Origin of the sequence: Buchananella sp. 14KM1171 (genome assembly GCF_041380365.1) — a bacterium.
In the GTDB taxonomy this organism is placed as follows: domain Bacteria; phylum Actinomycetota; class Actinomycetes; order Actinomycetales; family Actinomycetaceae; genus Buchananella; species Buchananella felis.
Genome location: NZ_CP159981.1, coordinates 1757833 through 1782036, shown reverse-complemented (window position 1 = coordinate 1782036; position 24204 = coordinate 1757833). Strand labels below are relative to the sequence as shown.

The following is a 24204-nucleotide window of genomic DNA, read 5'->3' as shown; positions in this document are numbered from 1 at the left end:
TTCAGCTCACCCTGACTCGCGGGTCGATGATGGCCACGAGCACATCTGAGAGGAAGGCACCGGTCAGCGTGGCGGTGCCGGAGAAGGCCACCACGGCAACCGTGCCGTGCACGTCGTGCTTTTGGATGGACTCAACGCCGTAGATGCCCATGCCGTGCCAGGCGTAGACGCGCTCCGTGATGGAGGCGCCCAGCACCATGGAGGTGATGGCGAAGGCGAAGTAGGTGCCCATCGGGATGAGCGCGGTACGCAGGGCGTGACGGCGAACGGCCACTCCCTTGCGCAGTCCCTTTGCGCGGGCCGTGCGCACGTAGTCGGCCCCCAGGGTGTCCAGCATGAGGTTGCGCTGGTAGCGCGAGTAGCTGGCGATACCGCCCAGCGACATGGAGATGGTGGGCAGGAGCAGGTGCTGGAGTCGGTCGACGATCGCCGCACCCGGGTAGTCACCTATCTCGCCGGTTTCGCCGGAGAACTCGAAGAACTGGGAGTCGAAGGTCTGGTTGAACCGCACCGCCAGGACCTGCAGGAGGATCGCGATAACCATCGCCGGGGTGGAGATGATGATCAGCGAGATGATGGAGATCACGCGGTCTGAGACCTTGTACTGGCGGGTTGCCGTCCACGCGCCTAGCGCCACGCCAACGCCCATGCCGAGGAAGGCGCCGAGCACCACGAGGCGCAGGGAGACGAACACGCGTCGTCCGATTTCCTCGTTAACGGAGCCACCGAAGGGGGACTTGCCCCAGTCCCAGTGCATCACTACGCCCCTGGCCCAGGTGACGAATCGTTCGAAGATCGGCACCTGGTCGCTGAGGTTGTAGTTCCGCAGCGAGGTCTCGATTGAGACTGGGTCCAGCGGCGGGTTGCGCAGCTCGTAGAGGGAGCGGGGCTCCAGCTGGCTGGCCGCCAGGAAATACGCCAAGGTCACGGCAATGAGCAGCAGGATCGCGTAGTTCACGATCCGCCTGGCTAGGTAAAAGAACATTTGCAGGACTTCCTGAGAGTGGGACGGCTCCCGTACGAGACATGCGTGCCCCGCGAGGACTGCCGGCTTGCTGGCCACCACTCCTCTAAGGACACACAAAGCTACGGGTCAGGCCCCGACGCTCGGGCAACCTTACCGCGCCACTTGTTTGGACTCATCCCGGCGGGTCCTTGCGAGGAACTTGCCGGGCTTTTGACCGGGGCGGGACGCATGATTATGCACCCACACGACACCCGATTTTGACAACCTTCTCCTTTCTTATTTTCCGAAGGGGGTGAATGTCAACCCCGTCCCACCCCTCGGCAAGGGACGCACCGTCTGCGCGTAAACAGTTTGGAAAATCAGGGTGGTCGACGCCCCGCCGGCCCCGTCCGCCAACGCGCCGCCCCCAGCGCGGCCGCATTGCCCCTTTCGCCACCGCGCTTGCGGGGATTGCGTGCCCCGGTTCCGCTAACCTGGCCGGGTGCACAACAGGGTGCATGTCAAGGGAAGAAGGGCCCGCGCAATGTCCCGGATCATCTACACGTACACAGACGAAGCCCCCGCTCTGGCCACCGCCTCTCTGCTCCCGATCGTGGAGGCCTTCCTGCGTCCCGCCGGCGTCGAGGTAGCGGTGAGGGACATCTCTCTGGCGGGCCGCATCGTGGCCGCGTTCCCGGACTACCTGAGCGCCGATCTGCGCGAGGACGACGCGCTGGCTGAGCTGGGCCGCCTGGCCAAGGAGCCGGACGCGAACATCATCAAGCTGCCCAACATCTCCGCCTCCGTCCCGCAGCTGAAGGCCGCCATCGCGGAGCTGCAGTCCAAGGGTTACGCCGTGCCGGACTACCCGGACGCGCCGGCCGATGGGGCGCAGGCTGAGATCAAGGCCCGCTACGACGCGGTCAAGGGCAGCGCCGTGAACCCGGTGCTGCGGGAGGGTAACTCTGACCGCCGCGCCCCGCGGGCCGTGAAGGACTACGCCCGCTCCCACCCGCACCGCATGGGGGCGTGGAGCCCGGAGTCGAAGACGAACGTGGCCACCATGACGGCGGAGGACTTCCGCGCCAACGAGGAGAGTGTGGTGCTGGCCCGGGACACCGCGTTGACGATCCGTTTCACCGGCACGGACGGCGCCCAGCGCACGCTGGCAGGCCCGATCGCTGCCGTGGCGGGCGAGGTGGTGGACGCCACCGTGATGCGCGCGGCCGCGCTGGATGAGTTCCTGCGCGCCCAGGTGGAGCGGGCCCGGGCCGAGGGGGTGCTGTTCTCGCTGCACCTGAAGGCCACGATGATGAAGGTGAGCGACCCGATCCTGTTCGGACACGCGGTGCGCGCTTTCTTCCCGGCTACCTTCGCCCGCTTCGGGGAGGACCTGCGGGCGGCCGGCCTGAGCGCCAACGACGGCCTGGGCACCATCCTGCCGGGCCTGGAGAAGCTGGAGAACGGCGCGGAGATCCGCGCCTCCTTTGAGGAGGAGCTGGCCAGCGGCCCGGCGCTGTCGATGGTGAACTCTGACAAGGGGATCACGAACCTGCACGTGCCGAGCGACGTGATCGTGGACGCCTCGATGCCCGCGATGATTCGCGGCGGCGGAAAGGCGTGGGGGCCGGACGGGCAGGAGGCGGACACGTTGGCCGTGATCCCGGACTCCAGCTACGCGGGCGTCTACCAGGCGGTTATCGACGACTGCCGCGCCCACGGCGCCTTTGACCCGACCACGATGGGCACGGTCCCGAACGTGGGCCTGATGGCGCAGAAGGCGGAGGAGTACGGCTCCCACCCCACCACCTTCCAGATCGACGCCGACGGCTTGGTTGAGGTGGTGGACGACGCTGGCGCCGTCCTGCTCTCTCACGCGGTCAGCGGCGGGGACATCTGGCGCTCTTGCCGCACCAAGGACGCGGCGATCCGTGACTGGGTGGCTTTGGCGGTGCGGCGGGCGCGCGCGACCGGCGCACCGGCCGTGTTCTGGCTGGACCCCGAGCGTGCGCACGACCGCGAGGTGGAGAAGCTGGCCCGCACCTACCTGGCGGAGCACGACACCGACGGGCTGGAGATTCACTTCCTCTCCCCCGTGGAGGCAACGAAGTTCTCCGTGGAGCGCATCCGGCAGGGCCTGGACACGATCTCGGTGACCGGCAACGTGCTGCGCGACTACTTGACCGACCTGTTCCCGATCCTGGAGCTGGGTACCTCGGCCAAGATGCTCTCCATCGTGCCGCTGATGAACGGCGGTGGCCTGTTCGAGACGGGCGCGGGCGGCTCGGCCCCCAAGCACGTGCAGCAGCTGGTGGCGGAAAACTACCTGCGGTGGGATTCGCTGGGTGAGTTCCTGGCTTTGGCGGAGTCGCTGCGCCAGGAGGCGGCCACGAGCGGCAACCAGCGCGCCGCCGTGCTGGCCGACGCGCTGGACGAGGCCACCGGGCGGGTGCTGAACGAGGAGCGCTCCCCCGCCCGCCGCCTGGGCAGCATCGACAACCGCGGCTCCCACCTGTGGCTGGCGGTCTACTGGGCCCAGGCGCTGGCAAACCAGCGCGAGGACGCCGAGCTGGCCGCCGTGTTCGCCCCGGTGGCCGCAGCCCTGAGCGAGCGCGCCGAGGAGTTCGCCGCGCAGCTCGTGGCGGCGCAGGGTAGACCGGTGGACCTGGGCGGCTACTACCGTCCCGATCCGGTCAAGACGGCCGAGGTCATGCGCCCGGTGACCGGCTTCAACGAGATCCTGGCCTCCCTCTAGGTTCCCGCCGGGCCGGGGCGGGAAGCGGCTTAGCCGCCTACGCCCCGGCCCAGAAGGCCGCCAGCGCCCGCGCCAGCGCGGGCCCGTCCTCCACGCCCGCCATCTCGCGAGCCGAGTGCATGGACAGCAGCGGCTGGCCCACGTCCACCGTGAGCATGCCCAGGCGGGTGGCGGTGATCGGGCCGATGGTGGAGCCGCACGGCACGGCGTTGTTGGAGACGAAGTCCTGGCTCTCCACCCCGGCCGCCTCGCAGGCCCGGCGCCACAGTGCCGTCCCGCGCGCGTCGCTGGCGTAGCGCTGGTTGGCGTTCAGCTTCAGCAGCGGACCGCCGTTGAGCAGGGGGCGCACCCCAGGGTCGTGCATGCCCGCGTAGTTGGGGTGCACCGCGTGTCCGGCGTCGGCGCTCACGCAGGCCGAGCGGGACAGGGCGGCGCGGGCGGCAGCGTCGTCCCACCCGAAGCAGGCGGACAGGCGGGTCAGGACGTCGGCCAGGAAGGGGCCGGCGGCACCCGAGCGCGTCTCGGAGCCCACCTCCTCGTGGTCGAAGGCGGCCAGCACCAGCACGTCGCCCTGCGCCGCGCCGCTCTCTCCCCGCGCGGCGGCCAGGAAGGCGCTCAGGGAGGCGAAGACGGAGGAGAGGTTGTCCAGGCGGCTGGAGGCGAAGAACTCGCCGCTCAGCCCGAAGCGGGCCGGGACCTCGGTGGCGTAGGTGAGCACGTCGAATCCGCCCAGCTCGGCTGGCGCGATCCCGGCCAGCTCGCACAGGTGCTCCTCCAGCTGGCGCGGCCCGGCCACGCCGACCGTGAAGATGGGCAGCATGTGGCCCTGCTTGTCCAGGTGCAGGTTCTGGTCCACGGAGCGATCCAGGTGGGGGGCCAGCTGGGCGGTGCGTGCGATCGGCCCGGTGCGCACCAGGTGGGAGCGGCCGTCCTTGGTGACCAGGCGGCCGGCCAGCCCCACCTCCCGGTCCAGCCAGGAGTTCAGCAGGGGGCCGCCGTAGACCTCCGCGTTGACCATGCCGTAGCCCTCGCGGTCCAGCGCCCCGGCGGGCTTGAGCTTCAGCGCGGGCGAGTCCGTGTGGGAGCCGACCACGCGAAAACCGGTGCGCTCACCGACCTCGGCGGGGAGAATCCAGGCGATCACGGCGCCGTCGCGGACAGTCAGGCCGCGCGCGGGCAGGCCGCTTCCCTTCCACGGCTCCTCCTCCACCAGGCGCACGAATCCGGCGGCCTCTAGCGCGCTCGCAACCTGCTGGGCGGCGTGGTAGCTGGAGGGGCTGGCCTGAACGAAGGCCGACAACTCATCACAGTAATTAGATGCATCTATATGGAAGGACATACCTGCCATTGTGGCACTGCCGCCGCCGCGCCACCCGGTGGCACAATCGCAGCGTGATCGAAAAGCGCCCGTTTCGCCGCGGCAGCGGCCCCTACACCCTCGACTATCGCGGCTGGGACCAGGACCGCGTGGTGGTGCTCCGCCTCCGCCTCGACAGCCATGGCCCGCACGACGCTGCCGCCGTGGCCGCCGCGTTCAACACCTGGCTCAGCGAATCCACCTTCCCAATGGACGACGCCCCTCACGTCAGCAAGCAAGGTGCACCTTCCTCCGGGGAGGCAGGGGAACCACGCGAACGCGCGTGCGGCGGGTGCCGCCTGACGTGGTTCTTCCACGGCGATTCGATCACCGTTTCCCTCTGCTCTGGCGGCGAGGACGGCCTGGATTCCACCTACTGGTGCAGCCAGGAAATAGTGGAGGCGGCGCGCTCGGCGGCGGGCGGAGTGCAGGTGAGCTGGCAGGAGTGGCGCGGCAGGCAGTTCGGGCAACTGGAGGAGATCTACTTCCGCGCCCCTGGGAGCTAGGCCCGCGCACTTACTGACGCCCTTACCCGGGCGACCTATTGGGTTGCCCACACTTTCCCCAAGAGCGATTCATCAAGCACCTCACCTTAGGTTAGGTTGCCCTCGGTTAGGGCGCGTCTGTTCCCAGGCGCGCCTTAGTTCTTGAAGGAAGGATTCTTAAGTGAACAACGCCCTGCGGCGACTCACTCTGGCGGCCGGTTTCTCCCTGCTGGCTGCGGCGGCGCTGAGCCCGGCGGCCCACGCGACCGAGGCCACCGTGACCGTTGACAACGTCACCTACACCTATGACCCCGCCGCCCCCGCTGCCGGTGCTAAGGTGACCGGTTACACCCGAGGCGTCTCCAAGGAACTGGAGATCCCGGCCAGCATCACGGCGGAAGGCGCCCAGTACGCCGTCACCTCCGTCGGGCAGGGGGCGTTCGAGTTTGCCTCCCTCAGCTCGCTGACCCTGCCGGCCAGCGTGACCACGGTTGGGGACAACGCCTTCAAGTACGCCGGTTTGAAGACCGTCTCGCTCCCCGCCGGGCTGACCAGTGTTGGCGCGCGCGCCTTCGCCAACAACAAGCTGACCGCGCTGGAGCTGCCCGTCGGCCTCACCACGCTGAAGACTGAGGCTTTTGCCTCCAACAGCCTGACCAGCCTGACCGTGCCTGCCACCGTCACCGAGCTGGGCCAGGGCGCCTTCCAGTACAACGACCTCGCCGAGGTCTCGCTGCCGCAGACGCTCGCGCAGATCCCGGCCAGGGCCTTCAAGAACAACAAGCTCACCGCCCTGGCTCTCCCGGCCGGCCTGACCGAGCTGGGCGAGAGCGCCTTTGAGTCCAACAAGATTGGGGCGCTCGCCATTCCGCAGGGCGTAACCGCCCTGGCGGCCAACGTCTTTAGCGGCAACTCGCTCACCAGCGTCACGCTGCCCGCCGGCCTGGAGTCGATCGGCGAGAAGAGCTTCTACAGCAACCAGCTCACCGCTGTGGACCTGCCGGCCTCGCTGCGCACGGTCGGGAAGTCCGCCTTCTCCTCCAACTCCCTGCAGACCGTGACCATCAACGGCCCCGGCCTGCAGATCTACGTTTCCACCGGCTTCCTGAAGTCCAACTCCTCCTTCGACAACCCGGCCGACGGCGTAGTGCTCAAGTTCCCCGCCAAGTACGGTGCGGACGTGTTCGAGGGCGGCTACACCACCCCCAAGTGGAACGGCTACACCACCGAGGCATTCGGACAGGCTCCCCCGGCCACCTCGCCGCAGCCCAACCCCAGCGCCAGCGCCTCGGCGTCCGCCTCGGCCGGCGCCTCCGCCTCCGTGAGTGCCAGCGCCGGTGGCGCACCGTCGGTCTCGGCAAGCGCGTCGGCCAGCGCGGCAACGTCGTCCACCCCGAGCGCATCGGCCACGCCGGCGCAGACCGAGACGACCATCGACAACGTCATCTACGCCATCGACCCGCAGGCCCCCACGGCGGGTGCCAAGGTGGTCGGGCACGTGCGCGCCGGCATGCCCAAGTCCATTGCGATCCTGGACAAGGTCAACATCGGCGGCACCGAGTACCCGGTCAAGACCATCGGTGAGAGCGCCCTGCACCGCTCCGGCATCACGGCGGTCACCATCCCCGCCTCGGTCACCGAGATCCAGGAACGCGCCTTCTACATGACCTCACTGGCCGACGTGACGATCCCAGACTCCGTCACCGTCATCGGCAAGCAGGCCTTCGCCTACGCGGACACCAAGACCCTCACGCTCTCCCGGCACGTCGCGGAGATCGGCGAGTCCGCCTTCGCCAACAACAAGCTGACCGCGCTCACCCTGCCCGCCTCCCTGCGGACGCTCGGCGCCCAGGCCTTCGCCTCCAACAAGCTCACTTCCCTGGAGGTTCCCGCCACCCTGGAGACCATGGGCGTGGGCGCGTTCCAGCGCAACCAGCTCACCTCCCTGACGTTCGCCGACTCGATCAAGCACATTCCGGCCGACGCTTTCGCCAACAACCGCCTCACCGAGGTGGAGCTGCCCGCCGGCCTGCTCACCCTGGGCGCCGGCGCGTTCATCAGCAACCAGCTCACCAACGTGACCGTGCCCGCCGGGGTGACCGCCCTGCCGGAAAAGGTGTTCTTCAGCAACGCCATCACCTCGGTGCAGTTGCCCGCCCAGTTGGTTTCCATCGGCGAGAGCGCGCTGGCGAACAACCGCCTCGCGGACGTGGACATTCCCGCCACCGTCACCTCCGTTGCCAAGCGCGCGTTCGCCGGCAACTCCCGCCTGAAGACCATCACGGTCAACGGCCCGGCCATGGAGATCGAGGACGCCAGCGGCTACAAGCGCTTCAACGGCGCCTTCGGCGACCCGAACGACGGCATGGTCATCAAGTTCCCGGTCCAGTTCGGCGCGGACCAGGTGGCGGGCGGCTACACCACCCCCACCTGGAAGGGCTACAAGACCGAAGCCATCGGAGCCGCCCCCTCCGCTTCGGCCAGCGCGTCGGCCTCGGCCAGCGCGTCCGCAAGCGCGTCTGCGTCCGTCAGCGCGTCGGCCTCGGCGAGCGCGTCGGTTAGCGCGTCTGCGTCCGTCAGCGCGTCTGCCTCGGCAAGCGCGTCGGCCAGCGCGGCAACGTCGTCCACCCCGTCGGTTTCCACCTCCGCCAGCGCCTCGGCAAGCGCGTCGGTTAGCGCGTCTGCCTCCGCGAGCGCATCGGTTAGCGCGTCGGCCTCCCCGAAGGCCACGGAGGCGACCCTGGAGAACATCACCTACTCCTTTGACCCGGCCGACCCCGCTGCGGGCGCCAAGATCACCGGCCACGTGCGCTACGCGCTGCCGAAGAACCTGGTGATCCCGGCCCAGATCGAGGTCGAGGGCGTGAGGTACGCGGTCAAGGTGATCGGTGCCAGCGCCTTCCAGTCCGGCCGCCTGGAGGCCGTGACCATCCCGGACACCGTGGTGACGATTGAGGACGCCGCCTTCTACAGCAACTCGATCGACCACATCGTGATCCCGGACTCGGTGACCTCCATCGGCAAGAACTCGTTCATCAACAACTTCGCCTCCACGCTGAAGCTGTCCGCCAACCTGACCACCATCCCGGTGGCCGCGTTCGTGAACAACAAGCTGACCCAGGTGGAGCTGCCTGCCTCCCTGAAGACGGTGGGGCCGGCCGCGTTCGCCTCCAACCTGCTCACCAGCGTCTCCCTGCCGGAGGGCGTGACCTGGGTGGGGCCCGGCGCATTCCAGGCCAACAAGATCGCCCGGCTGGAGCTGCCGAGCACGCTGAGCTCGATCGCCTCCAACGCCTTCAAGACCAACGAGCTGACCCAGGTCACCCTGCCGGCGGCCCTGAAGTCCATGGGCGACGGCGCCTTCTCCGGGAACAAGCTCACGAGCGTGGTGGTCCCGGCCGGCGTTACCGAGCTCAAGCCCTACGTGTTCTCCTCCAACGCGCTGAAGACCGTAGAGCTGCCCGCCGGCCTGACCACGATCGGCGAGTACGCCTTCGACGGTAACCAGCTCACCGAGGTGGCCCTGCCTGCTGCCGTGGCGAGTGTTGGTAAGCGCGCGTTCAGCGACAACAACCTGAGCACCGTCACCGTGGCCGGCCCGGCCTTCACAATCCACGAGCCCAAGGGCTTCCTGAAGAGCTTCGGCTCCTTCGGGGACCCGAGCGACGGCGTGGTCATCAAGTTCCCGCCGCAGTTCGGCGCGGGCGCGGTCGAGGGCGGTTACACCACCCCGACGTGGAAGGGCTACAAGACCGAGGCCATCGGTGCCGCTCCTTCCGCCTCGGCCTCCGCGAGCGCGTCGGCCAGCGCCTCGGCAAGCGCGTCGGCCAGCGCTAGTGTGTCGGCCAGCGCGTCTGCCTCGGTGTCCGCGAGCGCGTCCGTGAGCGCTGCGCCCTCTGCTTCGAGCTCCGCTTCGGCCAGCGCCAGCGCCTCGGCAAGCGCCTCCGCCACGCCGGTCCCGTCGGTGTCCGCTGCCCCGTCGGTGTCCGCTGCACCGTCCGCTTCGGCCACCGCTTCGGCCTCCGCAGGGACGACGCTCAGCCCGGCCCCGTCCGCCACGCCGGCGCCCTCTGCCAAGGCGACCGTGGTGGAGGTCGCGGGCAGCGACCGCTACCAGACCTCCTACCAGGCGGCCGCAGCCGGTGACTTCACCTCCGGCGCGGCGGTGCTGGTCTCGGGCGAGTCCTTCGCCGACGCGCTGGCGGCCGGCCCACTGGCCGCAGCCCTGGACGCCCCGCTGCTGCTTACGCCGCGCGGTGGTCTCACCGCCGCGCTGTCCAAGGCCCTGGACGGCAAGCAAAACGTCTACGTGGTGGGCGGCACGGGCGTTATCTCTGAGCAACTGGTCCGTCAGCTCCGCTCCGGCGGGAAGCAGGTCACCCGGGTCTCTGGCCCGGACCGCTTCCAGACGGCCGTCTCGGTCGCTCAGGCCGCCGCCGCCATCGCTCCGGCCAAGCGCGTGATCGTCGCGGACGGCAGCAACTTCGCTGACGGCCTCGCGGCCGGATCGCTGGCCAAGGCCGCAAACGCCGTGGTGGTGCTCTCTAACGGCCCCAAGCTGCCGCAGAGCACGGCCACCTACCTGCGCGACTCCAAGCTGGAGGTCCACACGGCCGGTGGCGCCGCCACCGCCGCAGTCCGCGCCGCCGGCTGGGGCGCGCAGGCCGTCACGGCCCACGTGGGTGCCGACCGCTACGCCACCGCCACGGCGCTGGCTCAGGCGCTCGCCCCCAACGCCGCTGCGGTGGTGCTGACCACCGGCGTAAGCTTCCCCGACGCCCTGGCGGGCGCGGCCCTGGCGGCCAAGCACGGCGGTGTCCTGGTGCTCACCAGCCCCGACTCGCTGCCGGCTAGCACCAACGCCTGGCTGAAGGAGGCCAAGCCGGCCAAGGTGTTCATCCTGGGTGGCCCCTCCTCCGTGGCCAGCCCGGTGCGGGCGGCGGTGGCTGCCCTGATGAGGTAGCCCAGCTGGCCCAAAAAGCTGTGGGGCGGCGAACCATCCGGTTCGCCGCCCCACACCGTTGCCCCGCGAAAACAGCGGGCGAAAGCGGATCAGTCGTCCTCGAAGTCGTCCTCGGTCAGCGTGGAGGGGTCCCACACCAGCCCGGGACGCCCGTAACCGGCCTCCTCGATCTCGGCCTTCGCCTGGGACAGGTAGGGCTCCTCCAGGCGTTCGGTGAAGAGCACGCCCTGCAGGTGGTCGAACTCGTGCTGCCAGATGCGCGCCAGCCAGCCGCGCGCGTCCAGGCGCACCGGCGCACCGGTCACGTCCTGCCCCTCCAGCACCACGTCGTTGTAGCGACGCACCGGGTAGTAGATTCCCGGGATGGACAGGCAGCCCTCGGCGTCCAGGTCCTCGTCCAGCTCGCCCTGACGCAGATCAGAGAGCACCAGGCGCGGGTTGATGATGACCCCCACGCGCTTTTCCGCGTCCTCGGGCAGCTCCAGGTCCGGGAAGAACTCCTCGTCGTAGTCGGCCACCCCCTCGTAGCGCCACACGAATACCTGCTTGCCCACGCCCACCTGCGGGGCCGCCAGGCCCACGCCGTGGGCGGCGTCCATGGTCTCCACCATGTCCGCCACGAACTTCTCCAGGTCCGCGTCGAACTCCGTCACCTGGTCGGCCACGGTGTGCAGCACCGGCTCACCCAACACCGTGATCGGCAAAATAGCCATTTGTTTCCTTTCCCCGCGCCCCGCACTCGCTAGGGGGCGCCTCAAACGATTCCGTTGGTAAGTCCGGGCGGCCGCTTACTCAGACACGCCCACTGCGGCGTCGTCGGCCACCACCTCGACGTCAAAAACCTTGGTCGCACCATCCGGGCCCTTCAAGGTCACCCGCGTGGTGCCCTCCTTCAGGCCCACCACGCCCGGGGCGTACACCGTGCCGCCTTCCTCCTTGCCGGCACGGAACTCCGCGATCTGCGGGTCCTCCACCTCACCGCTCCACGCGGTCACGTCCTCCACGTCCAAAACCAGCGGCAGGTTCAGGGAGACGGTGACCTTCTTGTTCTCCACTTCGTCGGGCGAGCCGATCGCGGGCGGCACCGCCGGCACCACGCTCGCAGCCGCGCTGGTCGAAGCGGCAGCGGTGGCATCCGCGTCGCCGGACTTCGAGCTGCAGCCGCCCAGCAGCAGGCCGGCGCTGACACCAACGGCCAGCAAAGTCACGGGAACAAGGCGCTTGGTTCGCATTGCAGGTCCTTTCCGTCAAAGCCAGCGTCGACACTAGCGCGAAAAGCTGCGCCCCACCTGAATGCGCCGCTAGCTTCCCGCGCCGGCCAGGAGGGCCGGGATGACGTGCTCGCGCAGCAACGGCGCCAGGTCCGCAGGAAGCGGGTTGGCACCCAAGTCCTGCCAGCGCAACTCGGCGATCTCCGCCGCCGGGCTCGGGGTCTGCCTACTGGGGTGGGTGAAGATGGTGGACGCCACGCGCCGACCGGGCTCGTTGGCGGCCGCCGCGTCGAAACGGCCCAACAGTTCCAGTCCCGCCGGGTCCAGCACCAAGCCGAGTTCCTCTCTCACCTCACGCAGGGCGGCCGCAGCGCCGTCCTCGCCGGGCTCCCACTTGCCGCCCGGCAGCATGAAACGCCCGGTCCCCCGTTTGCGCACGGTCAAGAGTTGCCCGGCGGCGTTACGCAACACCACCCCGCTGACCACGATCGGTTCGTTCTCCACGGTCCCAAGGCTAGCGCCCGCCTCGCTGCGGCCCCGTCGGCTCCCCCTCCGCCTGCGGCCCGTGCCCTTCCTGACCAGGGCTTCTCCCCACCCTCGCCCTCCTCAACCGACGCGGCGCTACCCTTTGCCCCATGCAGATCGTTCCCGTCCAGACTTCCGATTCCGCCCGCTTGGGCCAGTACGTCTCCCTGCTGAGCACCGCGCTGCTGGAGAGCGGCGAGGAGACCGCCGCGCTCAACGTGGAGGACATGGTGGCCCGCATCCAGCGGCCCGTCTCCGGCTGGGAGGAGCGCTTCTGGCTGGCCTTCCCCGCCGGCGCCAACCCAGCCGAGCCCGGCGTCGAGCCGATCGGTTTCGCCATCGCCTCCTGGTCCATCGGCGCCGCCAACGCGGACGCGGCGAACCTCAACTTGTGGGTGAGCGCCGCGCACCGAGGCCGGGGAATCGGCACGGCGCTGCTGGAGCACGTCGTCAGCGAGCTGCCCGCCCACCTGACCCGATTCTTCTCGTACGTCGCGGCTGACATGAGTGGCGGCCCGATCGCGTCCAGCGACCTGCCCAGCCCGCGCTTTGCCCGCGACAGCGGATTTCGGGTCACCGAGCTGTGCCATCTGCGCCGCCACCCCTGGCCCATCGACGCCACCCTGCTGGAGAGCCTGGACCCCTCCACCGTCGATATGGATGGACGACGCCGCCTCGGCGCCTATTCGATTGAGACATACGTGGACGGCGTACCGGCCGACCTGCAGGACAGCTTCGCGCGCCTGCTTGGTCTGGTGGAGGCGGAAGCCCCGCACGGCGACGTGGATTTGGAGCCGGAGGAGATCACGGCGGAGATTTACCGCCAGGGACTGGAGCGTACCCGCACTGCCAAGGCCACCCGGGTGGAGAGCGTGGCCGTCCTCACCCACCCCGACGGCAGCCGCGAGGCCGTGGGCATGTCCTCCTACACCGCACCGGCGCAGGCCGACGCACTGATCGAGGTCAACGCCACCATCGTGGATCGCGCTCACCGGGGCCACCGCCTGGGCTGGGCCATCAAGTGCGCGGTGGAGCGCCGCCTGCTGGAGCTGAACCTGCCCCACAAGCAGGTCAACTCCTGCAACGCGGACTCCAACCAGGCGATGCTGGCGATCAACCACGCCCTCGGTTTCCGCGAGGTGCTGCAGATCGCGGACCTCTTCGGGGAGCGCGCAACGGTCTCGGAGCGGCTGGCGGAACGTCGGGCACGTCACCAGGCGGCCAACCAGGAGAGCCAGTGACGCTGATCCACCACGTCGACTACTGGCTGGCCGACTCCGCCAACGAGCTACCGGCCTGGCGTTGGCTGCTCTCCCAGGTGGGGCTGGCGTGCCTGTCCCGGTGGGAGGGCGGCGAGACGTGGGGCGAGGCCGGCGGTGCCTACCTGACGCTCACCGCCAGCCCCAACACCACTTCCTCCGCCCACGACCGCAGGCGGCCCGGCGTCAACCACATCGCCTTTGTGGTCGGCGACGCGCGGCGCGTGGACCGGCTCATGGCTGAGGCTCCCGGTGCCGGTTGGCGGCCGCTCTACCAAGAGCGCTACCCGCACGCGGGCGGGCCGCAGCACTACGCGGGCTGGCTAGAAAACACGGCCGGCTACAAGGTGGAGCTGGTGTCCGTCGAGGGCGCGGGCGAGCCCGCGCGGGACCGGACGACATGAGCGGCAGTCTCATCGCCCTGCTAATCCTGGCCCTGCTCACCGTCCTGGACTGGCTACACGACCCGCGCAAACTGCGCGTCGGCCTCCTACTGTTCGTGACCCTGCTATACGGGGCGGCGCTAGCGCTGCGGCTGTTCATTTCGTCGGCGCAGGCAGCCATGGGCGTGTACTTAGCCGAGCTGTCCACTTGGCTAGCGTTATTGATCATTTTGGCCACAGTGCTTGGCGTGGCGGCGCTGGGTATAGCGCTCGTACTCAACGGGGTAACGCTGCTGAAGGCGGAAGGCTTCGCTCCCGCGCACACGCTCTCCCTGCTGCTCGGGATGGGAATCCTGGGCTACCTGGGGGCGGGGATCTACACCGTTTTCACCGGCCGGCAATTGGCGTTTGCCTTCCTTCTGCTAATCGCCCTCCCCCTCGGCTGGTTTGGCTACGGGCTCGTCGCCTACGTGGGATACTCCGCCGTCTACGGCGCCTACACGCGTCGCTTTGGCGGCCCGGTTGACGCCGTGGTGGTCCTTGGGGCGGGCGTGCCAGACGGGGAGGTGCGGCCGCTGCTCGCCTCCCGCATCCGGCGCGGAATCGAATGGATGGACCGTGACCACGACCGGGGAGGCCGCGCCGTTCTAGTGATGTCCGGCGGCCAGGGAAGCGACGAACCCATCCCGGAGGGACAGGCCATGGCACAGTGGGCTGTCACGCGGGGCGTCGACCCCGGCTGGATCCTCATCGAAGCGGCCTCCACCACGACGGAAGAAAACCTGCGCTACTCCGCGCTGGAGCTGCGCCGGCGCACGCTCACCGGCCCCGTGGCGATAGTGACCTCCAGCTACCACGCCTTCCGGGCCGCCACCCTCATGCGGTCCCTAGCCATACCCGGCTACGCGATCGGCGCCAGGACCGCGCGCTACTACGTGCCATCCGCCATGCTGCGCGAGTACGTGGCCATCCTGCGCGACCACAAGGCCATAAACATCATCGCCCTGCTGTTCCTCTCCATGCCGGTGCTGATAATGACGGCCGTCCACCTGACGCGCTAGCACCGGACGGGCCGGTGGCGGCGGTTGGCGGGCCACTGGAGGGCGGTTGACGGGCCGGTGGCGGCGGTTGGCGGTAGAGGGTTGGGGTGAGCCGGTGGCGGCGGTGTTTTAGGCGCCCAGTCCCGCCCAGATGCCGGCAGCGACGATAGCGATGATCGTGGCAGTCGCCAGCAGGCTGAGGACCACAGGCTTCCACCCCAGCTTGATGAGGGAGCGGATGTGAACGCCCATTCCCAGGGCAAACATCGCGGCGGCCAGAAGGAAGAGCTGAGCCTGCTTGGCATATTGCAGCGCGGTGGGCGGTAGCCAACCGGTGGTGGCCAGCGCTATGGCGGCCACGAATCCGACGACGAACAGTGGGACCAGCGGCGGCCGCTTGCCGCCCGGCGTGGCTGCCTGGCTGCGCCTTTGTTCCAGCGAGGTCAGGGCGATCATCGGGGCCAGGAGCACCACGCGGGCCAGCTTGATGGGTACCGCGATGGCGAGCATTGCCTCTCCCCCGGCTATCCCCGCTGCGGCCACCACCTGCGCCACCTCGTGGGTGGCCCCGCCGATGAAGGTGCCGCCGCTGCCGGCACCGAGGTCAAGGGCGGTGACCACCGCCACCGACAGCGGGATCATGGTGGTGCCGAACAGGACCACCATCGCCACCGCGGTAGCTACCTTTTCCTGGCTGGCCCGCACCACGCCCTGCATTCCCGCCACCGCAGCTGCCCCGCAGATGGAAAAGCCCGCCGCGATCAGGTGCGTCAGCTCGCGGTCCACGCCCAGCCACCTGCCCAGCAGGGTGGTCACGGCGAAGGTGCCGCCCACAGCGAGCGCCACGATGACCAGGACCCCGGCTCCCAGCTTGAGCAGTCCCGGTAGGGAGAGCTGGAGGCCAAGCAGCACCACGCCGGCGCGCAGCATGGTCCTTGCCGCCACAGCCAGCCCCGGCTGCAGCGCGACCGGCACGGGCAGTAGGTTTCGCAGCGCCACGCCCGCCACGATCGCTACCAGCAGGGGACTGACCGCACCCAGGTGCGGGGCGGCCCACATGCACGCCAGGGCCACCGCGCTGGCCAGGGCTATCCCCGGCAGGGCCCGGGGCTGTAGCAAGGAAACGGGCTGGGGCTGCGTAGCGGGTTCAGGCACGGCGGCAATTATCCCTCCCCAAACAACCGTGTCGGTGGGGCGCCCCGTTAACGGGGCGCCCCACCGACACAGTTTGGCGCTACCGGACTTGTCTACGCGGGGCCCTGGTCTCGCGCGGCTCGTGCCGGAGCAAACGGGGGGCTTTTGCCTACTTGTGCAGCTTCTCTCGGATCACGATGTCAACCATGCGGAGGTTCATGACCGCGAACTTGAACAGCTGCGTGATGCGGCAGCGGCGCATGCGCAGGTTGCCCTTGGTGGGCAGCGGGGCCCGAGCGATTCGCTGCTGCATCTCCGGGTCGAGCTCGTCGACACTCACGCGGTGTGCCATTTTGGTTTCCTTTCCTGTGTCTGACGCTCTTACTCGGGGATGATGGTCCAGCCGATGCGGCCCTTGGCCTTGTGCAGGAACATGTAGTGCAGCAGCACCTTGATCCAGTGGCCAAACAGGCCGATCTCACCACGGGTGTGGTACGGGTGGCGGCCGGTGAGCGGGTACTTCCGCTCGTCGGGCACCACGGGGAACATGATCATCGCGGCGGCGGAGCCCTTGCCCATGGAGGCACCGGTGGAGGCGACGCAGGAGGCGCCCATGTGGGCCATGGAGGCCTGACGTGCCGGGCGGCCACGGCCCTTGATGCGGTCGATGATGGTGTCAGCCACCGCACGGCCGATCGTGCCGGAGGGCTGGCCGGTGCGCGGCGGGGCCGGCGCGATCAGGGTGCCGTTGACACTCTTGCGCGGCTTGGAAATCGCGTGCGGCGGGGCGAAGGCGATACCCACGGCGAACATGTTCTCGTAGGTCGGGTTCTGGTAGGTGTGCGGCCAGTCGTCCGCGCTCCACTCCTCGTAGGAGGTCTTGGAGTAGTCCGCATCCACCTTCATGAAGCCGGAGGGCGCGAACACCACGTCGGTGATGTCGTTGCCGTCCTTGTCGTATGCCTTCATGGGCTGACCACTGAACGGGGGCAGCAGCATCGCGAAGTCGAAGTCGAGGTCGTGCTCCTCGCCGTCCAGCGTCTCGTAGGTGAGCTGCCCCTTTTCCACCTTCTTCACGGCGGCACCGGAGATGGCCTTGACGCCACGCTCACGGAACAGGGACTCCGTCCACAGCTGCGAGGTGGTCATGAAGCCGTTCTGCTTGAACCGCATGCCGCCCACACCGAAGTCACCCAGCTCGGTCTCGTTGGTCAGGTAGACCACCTCGCACAGGTCACGCACCCCGGCCTCGCGCAGCTCGAACTCCACGTTAAAGGTGTACTCAAACGCGGCGCCCTGGCAGGTGCAGGTGCCGTTACCCATGCCGATCACCAGGCGTTGGGGCGTGCCTCCCCTGGCGGCCTCGACGATCTTGGCGAACTCCTTCGCGGTCTCCTCCGCGTGTGCGGCGGTGCAGACGGACAGGGAGTTGCCCTGGTCCGGGCCCAGGCCCGGCGTGGCCTCGAACTTCAGCTTCGGACCGGTGGCGTTGATCAGGTAGTCGTAGGACAGGCGCTCCACCTCACCGGCACGCTCCTTGGAGGTGTACTCGAACTCCACCTGCGGAGCCGGGTTCTCCTTGGTGCCCTCAGGGTGCAGGGCGACAGCCTTGGCCTGAACGTAGGTGATCCCACGCTTCGCATACAGGGGCGCCAGCGGGAAAAGCACCTTCTCCTTAGGCATTCGACCGGTGCCCACCCAGATGTTGGACGGGATCCAGTTCCACTGCGAGTTCGGGGTGATGACAACTACCTCGTGCTTGCGAGACAGCTTGCGGCGTAAATGCATCGCGGCCGTGTGCCCTGAAACGCCAGCTCCAAGAACCACAACACGTGCCATTAGAGGCTCCTCAGATAACTTGATTGCATCAGCATCCTTGCTGATCAGGATTACCTTAACCCTACCACCCATGAAATGGGTCACTTGAAGGGGCGGGACTTTTGAACTAGCCCCGGGGAGCCGTCAAGACCGAGCAGATCCCCTCCGCCTGGGACCATAGTCCCACCTTCCGATAGGGCGCCCCTATTCACCCTAGGAGCGGCAGCAAATCACGCAGGCTCGCCACAACAAGGGCGCCGGGGGCGTCGTCGGGCAAAGTAACCGTCAATCCAGGCCGCACCAAGAGGGCGGCCACCATGCCGGCGGATCGGGCCGCCACCACGTCGATTGGGCGGTCCCCCACACAAAGGACGTCGGCGGGGGCGATCCCATGCCGCTCCACCAGCAGGAGGTTCATGGCGGGATCGGGTTTGCGCGCAAAACCGTCGGGCGCGCACACCATGTCATCCACGGACAGACCGAGCGCCGAGAGCAGGTGGGTGGCGCTGACACGGTCGCGGTGGGTCGCCACGAGGTTCAGGCCGCCCAACTCGGCAACGCGCGCCATTACCTCCCGGGCGCCATCCATCACGGGGGCGGGGTCGTCGTGCCAGCGCTCCTTCAGTCGCTCGTAGGCCTCCAGGAGGCACGCCGGAGCAGTCCCAGTCTCCGCCGCCAGCGCCTCAATCGCATGCGCGATCGATCGGCGCGTGAGCCCGGCGACGTGCCGCAGGCACTCAGCCTCACAATTGCCGTAGGCGGCCTCGCAGAGAACCCGGTCCACGTCCGGGTAGGTGTTGATCAGGGTGCCACCCATATCCCAGATGATGTGATGCATGACACCATTGTGGCCGCTGGGGCTCCCGCATGCGACGAAATGGGCCACCACACACTCAGGCAAGTACCAAAGCAATGGGAAAGGCGGCCACAGAGTGCGAGCGCGCGCAAACGACTGGGGGCTTAGTGCACCTCTCGTAGGGTTGGCCCACCGATCGTGGGCTTAGTGAACCTCTTGCGGGCCTACCCGAGCGGGTAACCCCTCAATCGGTGCACCAACCCCGCAATAGCTGCAACAAAGGCTCAAAAGGTCGGCAAACCCCTCAGCCGTTTGCGCAAGCGAACCAACTGCGACTGGTCTCGCAGATGCTGGACCCCGCCATTCGCGGGGAAGTCAACGGCCTGGTGTGGGAGCCCGGCACGCGCACGTGGGCCCGGCAGGGAACCTAGCGCGGCCCCAAGCCCCCATGACGCCGGTGGCCGCAGCGCGTCGAGGCTCCCGCCCCGCCCGCTGCGGCCACCGATTCTTCACCGCCTTGCTCAGTGAGCGGCGCGGTAGAGCTCCTCTAGGGTGTTGCCCACCTCTTCGTCGATGTTGCGCCAGTAGGCGAAGACGCGAGAGAGCACCGGCTCCTGCACTCCCTCCAGGGAGCCCAGCACGGTCTGGATCAGGCGGGCGCGCTGCTCGTCGTTGTAGACCTTGCGCACCAGGGTGTGGGCCTGACCAAAGTCGTCGTCCTCGGAGTGCAGCGCGTAGGCGGCGCGCACCATGGCGCCGTCGGACTCCCAGCCGTTCTCCACCACCATCTCCTCGGCCTGGTAGGCGCGGCCGTAGGAGTTGGGGGCGTACACCGGGGCGGCACCGGAGTGGTGGTACTGCATGTGCCCCTCCTTGTCGTAGGAGTTCACGGGGCACACCGGGGCGTTGACCGGCAGCTGGTTGTAGTTGGTGCCGATGCGGTGACGCTGGGCGTCGGGGTAGGAGAAGATGCGGGCCAGCAGCATCTTGTCCGGGGAGACACCGGTGCCGGGCACGGTGTTGGACGGGGAGAACGCCGCCTGCTCGATCTGCGCGAAGTGGTTGACCGGGTTCTCGTTCAGGGTCAGCTTGCCCACCTCGATGCGCGGGTAGTCGGCCAGCGGCCACACCTTGGTCAGGTCGAAGGGGTTGAAGCGGTAGGTCTTGGCGTCCTCGTAGGGCATGACCTGCACGTAGAGGGTCCAGGACGGGAAGTTGCCTTCCTTGATGGAGTTGAACAGGTCGCGGCGGTGGAAGTCGGCGTCCTTACCAGCCAGCTCGACGGCCTCCTGCGCGGTCATGTTCTCCACGCCCTGGTCGGTGAGGAAGTGGTACTTGACCCAGAAACGCTCCCCTGCGGCGTTGACCCACATGTAGGTGTGGGAGGAGTAGCCGTTCATGTGGCGCCAGGTGCGCGGCAGGCCGCGGTCTCCCATGAGGTAGGCGACCTGGTGGGCGCTCTCCGGGGAGTGGGTCCAGAAGTCCCACTGCATGTTGGCGTCGCGCAGGCCGGAGTCGGGCAGGCGCTTCTGGGAGTGGATGAAGTCGGGGAACTTCATGGGGTCGCGCAGGAAGAAGATCGGGGTGTTGTTGCCGACGATGTCGAAGTTGCCCTGCTCGGAGTAGAAGCGCACGGCGAAGCCGCGCACGTCGCGCCAGGTGTCCGGGGAACCCAGCTCGCCGGCCACGGTGGAGAAGCGGTGGAGCACGCGGGTGGTCTTGCCGGGCTGGAACAGGTCGGCCTTGGTGTAGGCGGACACGTCACCGGTGACGACGAACTCGCCGAAGGCGCCCGATCCCTTGGCGTGCGGGGAGCGCTCGGGCACGCGCTCGCGGTCGAAGCGGGCGAGCTTCTGCACCAGGTTGACGTCGTGCAGCAGCAGGGGGCCGTTGGGACCGACGCTCATGGAGTACGAGTCGGACTGGCGCGGCTCGCCGCTCTCGGTGGTGGACGGGACGGTGGGGTCAAAGTTAGACACTGGGGTGTTCCTTGCAGGCTCGTGTGGGCAGCACAAAGCAACCCACTGGGGGACGGTGCGGCTGGGGCCGCTGCGATTGGGGGTGGGGCGCCGGCGGTGGGCGCCGTGAAGTTAACTGGGGGTCAGTTCTCCTGCTTGGCCAGGGATTCCTGGCATTGCGGGCAGATTCCCCGGTAGACGACGTCGGCCATGTTGATGGCAAATCCCTTGTCGTCCGCCGGGTAGGCGCATGGCGGAGCGCCGACCACGCAGACCGCGTCTTCGTACCGGCCGCAGGAGGTGCACCACAGGTGGTGGTGATTGTCCTCGCGTTCCAGTTCGTAGCGCGCCCCGCCGCCTTCCACCGCGTTTCGGCGCACTAGCCCGGCCAGGGTGAGGGCGGAGAGGACGTCGTAGACGGCTTGCTTGGAGACCGCTCCTAGCTGGTCCCTTGCGTGCCCTACCACTACGTCTGCGGTGGCGTGGGGGTGGCGTTCCAGGATTTCCAGTACCGCCAACCTGGGAGCCGTGACCCGTAGGCCGGCCTCCTTGAGGGCTGCGCGATACTTTTCTGACGTCATGCCACCATGCTAGACCCTAATCTTGACCGAGTCAATATTAGAAGTGGATCAAGTCAGCGTGGGGGCCGCCACCGCCCGCAGGGGCGAGAGGAGCGCTGGCTCGACTCCGCCCCCGACTCCGCGAAGGCATCTCCACCCGCAGGGGCCAGAGACAAGCCATCCGCAAACCGGCTTAACCCGACACGAACCCCAGCTCAACCGCAGGATAAGCACTATCCTGACATCCACCCCCCGTTTCCACACCCCTAGCACTGCCCCACCCCACTTATCCACAATCGAGGCTTGGAGCCAACATGGGCATCACGATTCAGCTCCAGTGGGACAACCCCCACACCGACGGGCTCAGGCGGCAAGACCGCCGCTCCGGCCCCTTCCTCGCCTACGTCCCCTCCCCGCTGGCAAAGGCGGCGCTCACCCTGCCCACCGAGCTGTCGCTTGCCGCTGCCGAGGTTGAGCGGCGCATCCACCGCCTACGGCAGAGCCCCCTACTCAACTCGACCAGCCGCTTTCTGCTGCGCAGCGAGGCCATCGCGTCCTCCCGGATCGAGGGGCTCACGCCCGCCCCGCAACAGGTTGCCCTCGCCGAGTTGGCGCAGAGCGAGCCAGTCCAGAAAGTCAACGAGTCGGCACGCCTAGCCGCCAACAACGTCAAGGTGGTTAGGGCCGCAGTGGAGGAGATCGCCGCTGCTCCGCTCATCACGCTGGAGCACCTGCTCTCGCTTCAGCGCAACCTGCTGCCCGACTCCCCGGAGTTACACGGCGTACGTCAGAAACAGAACTGGGTGGGCGGATCCGCCTATCACCCGCTCGACGCAGACTTCGTACCCCCGCCCCCGGAATACGTGGGGCCCCTGTTGGAGGACTTGCTGCTCTACGCCAACGGCGCCAACCACTCTCCCGTGGTCCAGGCCGCCCTGGTCCACGCACAGTTCGAGACGATTCACCCGTTCGCCGACGGCAACGGCCGGGTGGGGCGCGCCCTGATTCACGCGGTACTCGCCCGGCGCGGCCTGGTGGCGGGAATGGTTTTGCCCGTCAGCCCGGTGCTGGCCACGCTGAGCCGGCGCTACGTCGCCGCCCTGACGGCGTTTCGCGCCATCCCGGCCGGCGCCTCGCCCGCCCCCGCACACGACGACGCCGCCCACTCCGGTCGGCTCCAGTGGATCGCCTTCTTCCTGGAGGCCTGCACCGCCGCCTGCGAGCAGGCGGAGATGATCGAGGCGGAGTTGGCCGACGTCGCCGCCGACTGGAAAGAAAAGCTGGCCGCCCTGCCAGGCAGCGGTGGCCGCGAGCGCGCGCTGCGAAAGGACAGCGCCGCGCTGCGCATCCTGGAGGGCCTAGCGGCCACGCCCGCCCTGACTGCTAGTTCCGTCTCAAGCGCCTACGGGCTGTCCTTGAACGCCGCGCGGGGTGGGCTGGAGACGCTGGAGGCGGCTGGGATCCTCACCACTGTCTCGATCGGGCCGGGCAGGCGGGCCTACCTCTCCCCGGCCGTCCTGGACACGCACGCGTGGGCCGAGCGCCGCCTGGCCAGCACACAGTTCGACACCCGCACCTCCCCGCCCGTCGGCGGGGCTCCCGCGCCGCCACGCACCTAGAGGTAGCGGGCGTGCAGGGGGTAACGCGCACCTAGAGGTAGCGGGCGCGCAGCTCCTCCTGGCTGAGAGCGGACAGGTCCGCCAGAGTCACGTCGAAGACGGTGCGGGCGCCCACCTCGCCGCGCGCAGCCATGCGCGCGGCGGCCCGGCCCATCGCGACCACCACCGAGCCCGTGAAGCCCGGGTTCGAGCCCAGCTCCAGCTCGAAGCCCACGTTCGCCGCCACCCCCGGGGCAGTCTCGCCCCGGCGCAGCACCGTGCCACCGTGCGGGATACCACCGTGCTCGGCGGCCAGCTCCTCTGCGGAGACGAACGTGACGGTGGTGTCATAGTCCGCGAAGTAGTTGGGCATCTGCACGATCTCTTGCTCGATGCGCTCCAGGTCCGCGCCCGGCGCTGCGACCACGTAGCAGTCACGCCGGTGGGTGGTGCGGGGCGTGAGGGTAACGTCGTCCCCACGCTTGAACGCTTCCACGGTTTCCTCCACCGGCAGGGTGTACTGCTTTGCGTCCAGCACGCCCTCGATGCGGCGGATCGCGTCGGAGTGCCCCTGTGAGACGCCCGGCCCCCAGAAGGTGGTGGAGGCGCCGTCGGGCAGCACCGCCTCGCCCAGCACGCGCAGCATGGAGAACAAGCCGGGGTCCCAGCCGGTGGAGATCAGGGCGAGGTTACCGGCCGCGCGGGCGGCAACGTCGACGGCCTCAAAGTACTGCGGGATCTTGGCGTGGGTGTCAAAGGAGTCCACGGTGGTGAAGAAGGCTGCCGCAGCCGGGCCCTGCTCCTCCAGGTCGGTGGCCGAGCCGCCGCAGTTGAGGCAGACGTCCACCTTGCCCACCCAGTCGGCCATCTGGTCCACGTGCGCCACGGGCGCCCCAAGAGTCTGCACGCTCGCTGGGTCTCGCCGAGAGAAGACCACCACCAGTTCCATGTCGTCGTTCTTGGCGATGGCGGCCTCCGCACCGCGGCCGAGGTTGCCGTATCCGTTAATTGCGACCCTGATCATGAGACCTCCTGGGGGACGACGTTCCGCCCGCAATTATCCGCCCGCAGGCCAGTCTGTGAGCGGCCGCGTCTCATTTTCTGGGAACCGGGGGTGCTACTCGAAGCGAACATGCTCCATCACGCGCCTGGCGGTCTCCAGGTCCACGCGCATGCGCGAGCGGAACGAGACGATCGCCTCCGGGATGCGCCCCTGGGCCACCAGCTCCCGCTCGTGAGCCGAGACCCCGGAACCGTCCACACCCTCAACCGCGTCACGCAGCTTTACCTTCAGACGGTCGATCTCCATTCGCTGACGAGCCGACTCAGCCTCCAGGCGCTTTACCTCCTGACGCAAAGAGTCGATCTCCCGCGCCTGTGCAAACCACTTGCCCATGCCCACCCCGTTTCAGCTCG

Annotated in this window: 20 protein-coding genes; 7 read left to right on the top strand and 13 right to left on the bottom strand. The window is 68.4% G+C overall.

What is annotated here, in order from left to right; translation table 11 throughout:
- Window position 1 precedes the first annotated feature (1 nt).
- Window positions 2–985, bottom strand: a complete 984-nt coding sequence (locus ABYF38_RS06875; protein WP_371151645.1) for an ABC transporter permease — start codon at window positions 983–985, stop codon at window positions 2–4.
- 505 nt (window positions 986–1490) lie between these two features.
- Between ABYF38_RS06875 and ABYF38_RS06870 the strand changes: the two genes are divergently transcribed.
- Complete coding sequence (locus tag ABYF38_RS06870; RefSeq protein ID WP_371151644.1) at window positions 1491–3701, top strand: NADP-dependent isocitrate dehydrogenase; 2211 nt, start codon at window positions 1491–1493, stop codon at window positions 3699–3701.
- 37 nt (window positions 3702–3738) lie between these two features.
- Here the strand turns inward: ABYF38_RS06870 and ABYF38_RS06865 are convergent, their stop codons facing one another.
- Window positions 3739–5049 (bottom strand): M18 family aminopeptidase, encoded by a 1311-nt coding sequence (locus tag ABYF38_RS06865; RefSeq protein ID WP_371151643.1) that lies wholly within the window; start codon window positions 5047–5049, stop codon window positions 3739–3741.
- A 44-nt stretch (window positions 5050–5093) separates the two neighbouring features.
- Between ABYF38_RS06865 and ABYF38_RS06860 the strand changes: the two genes are divergently transcribed.
- Both ABYF38_RS06860 and ABYF38_RS06855 read left to right on the top strand, forming a co-directional pair.
- Complete coding sequence (locus ABYF38_RS06860) at window positions 5094–5564, top strand: hypothetical protein (protein WP_371151642.1); 471 nt, start codon at window positions 5094–5096, stop codon at window positions 5562–5564.
- A 160-nt stretch (window positions 5565–5724) separates the two neighbouring features.
- Window positions 5725–10506: a leucine-rich repeat protein gene (locus ABYF38_RS06855; RefSeq protein ID WP_371151641.1), complete on the top strand. Its 4782-nt coding sequence runs from the start codon at window positions 5725–5727 to the stop codon at window positions 10504–10506.
- Between the two features lie 89 nt (window positions 10507–10595).
- Here ABYF38_RS06855 and def read toward each other — a convergent pair whose 3' ends face one another.
- The 3 genes from def to ABYF38_RS06840 all read right to left on the bottom strand — a co-directional run bounded on the left by def (window position 10596) and on the right by ABYF38_RS06840 (window position 12221).
- A complete protein-coding gene (def, locus tag ABYF38_RS06850) occupies window positions 10596–11219 on the bottom strand; it encodes a peptide deformylase (RefSeq protein ID WP_371151640.1) in 624 nt (207 codons plus the stop codon).
- 75 nt (window positions 11220–11294) lie between these two features.
- Entirely contained in the window at window positions 11295–11738 is a 444-nt protein-coding gene (locus tag ABYF38_RS06845) for a hypothetical protein (protein WP_371151639.1), read from the bottom strand.
- A 69-nt stretch (window positions 11739–11807) separates the two neighbouring features.
- Entirely contained in the window at window positions 11808–12221 is a 414-nt protein-coding gene (locus tag ABYF38_RS06840; protein ID WP_371151638.1) for an NUDIX hydrolase, read from the bottom strand.
- Between the two features lie 131 nt (window positions 12222–12352).
- Here ABYF38_RS06840 and ABYF38_RS06835 point away from each other — a divergent pair, with 131 nt between their 5' ends.
- The 3 genes from ABYF38_RS06835 to ABYF38_RS06825 are packed head-to-tail and all read left to right on the top strand — an operon-like array spanning window position 12353 to window position 14945.
- Window positions 12353–13483 carry a GNAT family N-acetyltransferase gene (locus ABYF38_RS06835; RefSeq protein WP_371151637.1) on the top strand — a complete coding sequence of 377 codons (1131 nt, stop codon included), beginning with the start codon at window positions 12353–12355 and terminating at the stop codon, window positions 13481–13483.
- On the top strand, window positions 13480–13905 hold the full coding sequence (locus ABYF38_RS06830; RefSeq protein ID WP_371151636.1) for a glyoxalase: 426 nt from the start codon (window positions 13480–13482) through the stop codon (window positions 13903–13905). The genes ABYF38_RS06835 and ABYF38_RS06830 overlap by 4 nt, the downstream gene beginning before the upstream one ends.
- The gene (locus ABYF38_RS06825; protein WP_371151635.1) at window positions 13902–14945 is read left to right on the top strand and encodes a YdcF family protein; all 1044 of its coding nucleotides are present in this window, start codon (window positions 13902–13904) and stop codon (window positions 14943–14945) included. Before ABYF38_RS06830 ends, ABYF38_RS06825 begins: the two co-directional genes overlap by 4 nt.
- A 108-nt stretch (window positions 14946–15053) precedes the next feature.
- Here ABYF38_RS06825 and ABYF38_RS06820 read toward each other — a convergent pair whose 3' ends face one another.
- The 6 genes from ABYF38_RS06820 to ABYF38_RS06795 all read right to left on the bottom strand — a co-directional run bounded on the left by ABYF38_RS06820 (window position 15054) and on the right by ABYF38_RS06795 (window position 21211).
- On the bottom strand, window positions 15054–16079 hold the full coding sequence (locus ABYF38_RS06820; protein WP_371151634.1) for a YeiH family protein: 1026 nt from the start codon (window positions 16077–16079) through the stop codon (window positions 15054–15056).
- 148 nt (window positions 16080–16227) lie between these two features.
- Window positions 16228–16410 carry a hypothetical protein gene (locus tag ABYF38_RS06815; RefSeq protein ID WP_371151633.1) on the bottom strand — a complete coding sequence of 61 codons (183 nt, stop codon included), beginning with the start codon at window positions 16408–16410 and terminating at the stop codon, window positions 16228–16230.
- A 29-nt stretch (window positions 16411–16439) separates the two neighbouring features.
- Window positions 16440–17897, bottom strand: coding sequence for an NAD(P)/FAD-dependent oxidoreductase (locus ABYF38_RS06810; protein WP_371151632.1), 1458 nt, complete (start codon window positions 17895–17897; stop codon window positions 16440–16442).
- A gap of 187 nt (window positions 17898–18084) precedes the next feature.
- The gene (locus ABYF38_RS06805) at window positions 18085–18714 is read right to left on the bottom strand and encodes an HAD family hydrolase (protein WP_371151631.1); all 630 of its coding nucleotides are present in this window, start codon (window positions 18712–18714) and stop codon (window positions 18085–18087) included.
- A gap of 479 nt (window positions 18715–19193) precedes the next feature.
- Window positions 19194–20651 carry a catalase gene (locus tag ABYF38_RS06800; RefSeq protein WP_371151630.1) on the bottom strand — a complete coding sequence of 486 codons (1458 nt, stop codon included), beginning with the start codon at window positions 20649–20651 and terminating at the stop codon, window positions 19194–19196.
- A 122-nt stretch (window positions 20652–20773) separates the two neighbouring features.
- Entirely contained in the window at window positions 20774–21211 is a 438-nt protein-coding gene (locus ABYF38_RS06795; RefSeq protein ID WP_371151629.1) for a Fur family transcriptional regulator, read from the bottom strand.
- 293 nt (window positions 21212–21504) lie between these two features.
- On the opposite strand from ABYF38_RS06795, the gene ABYF38_RS06790 reads away from it, so the two are divergent.
- Entirely contained in the window at window positions 21505–22809 is a 1305-nt protein-coding gene (locus tag ABYF38_RS06790; protein ID WP_371151628.1) for a Fic family protein, read from the top strand.
- A 31-nt stretch (window positions 22810–22840) separates the two neighbouring features.
- Here the strand turns inward: ABYF38_RS06790 and ABYF38_RS06785 are convergent, their stop codons facing one another.
- Window positions 22841–23812 carry a diaminopimelate dehydrogenase gene (locus ABYF38_RS06785; protein WP_371151627.1) on the bottom strand — a complete coding sequence of 324 codons (972 nt, stop codon included), beginning with the start codon at window positions 23810–23812 and terminating at the stop codon, window positions 22841–22843.
- Window positions 23813–23905: 93 nt separating this feature from the next.
- A complete protein-coding gene (locus ABYF38_RS06780) occupies window positions 23906–24184 on the bottom strand; it encodes a hypothetical protein (RefSeq protein ID WP_371151626.1) in 279 nt (92 codons plus the stop codon).
- Window positions 24185–24204 lie beyond the last annotated feature (20 nt).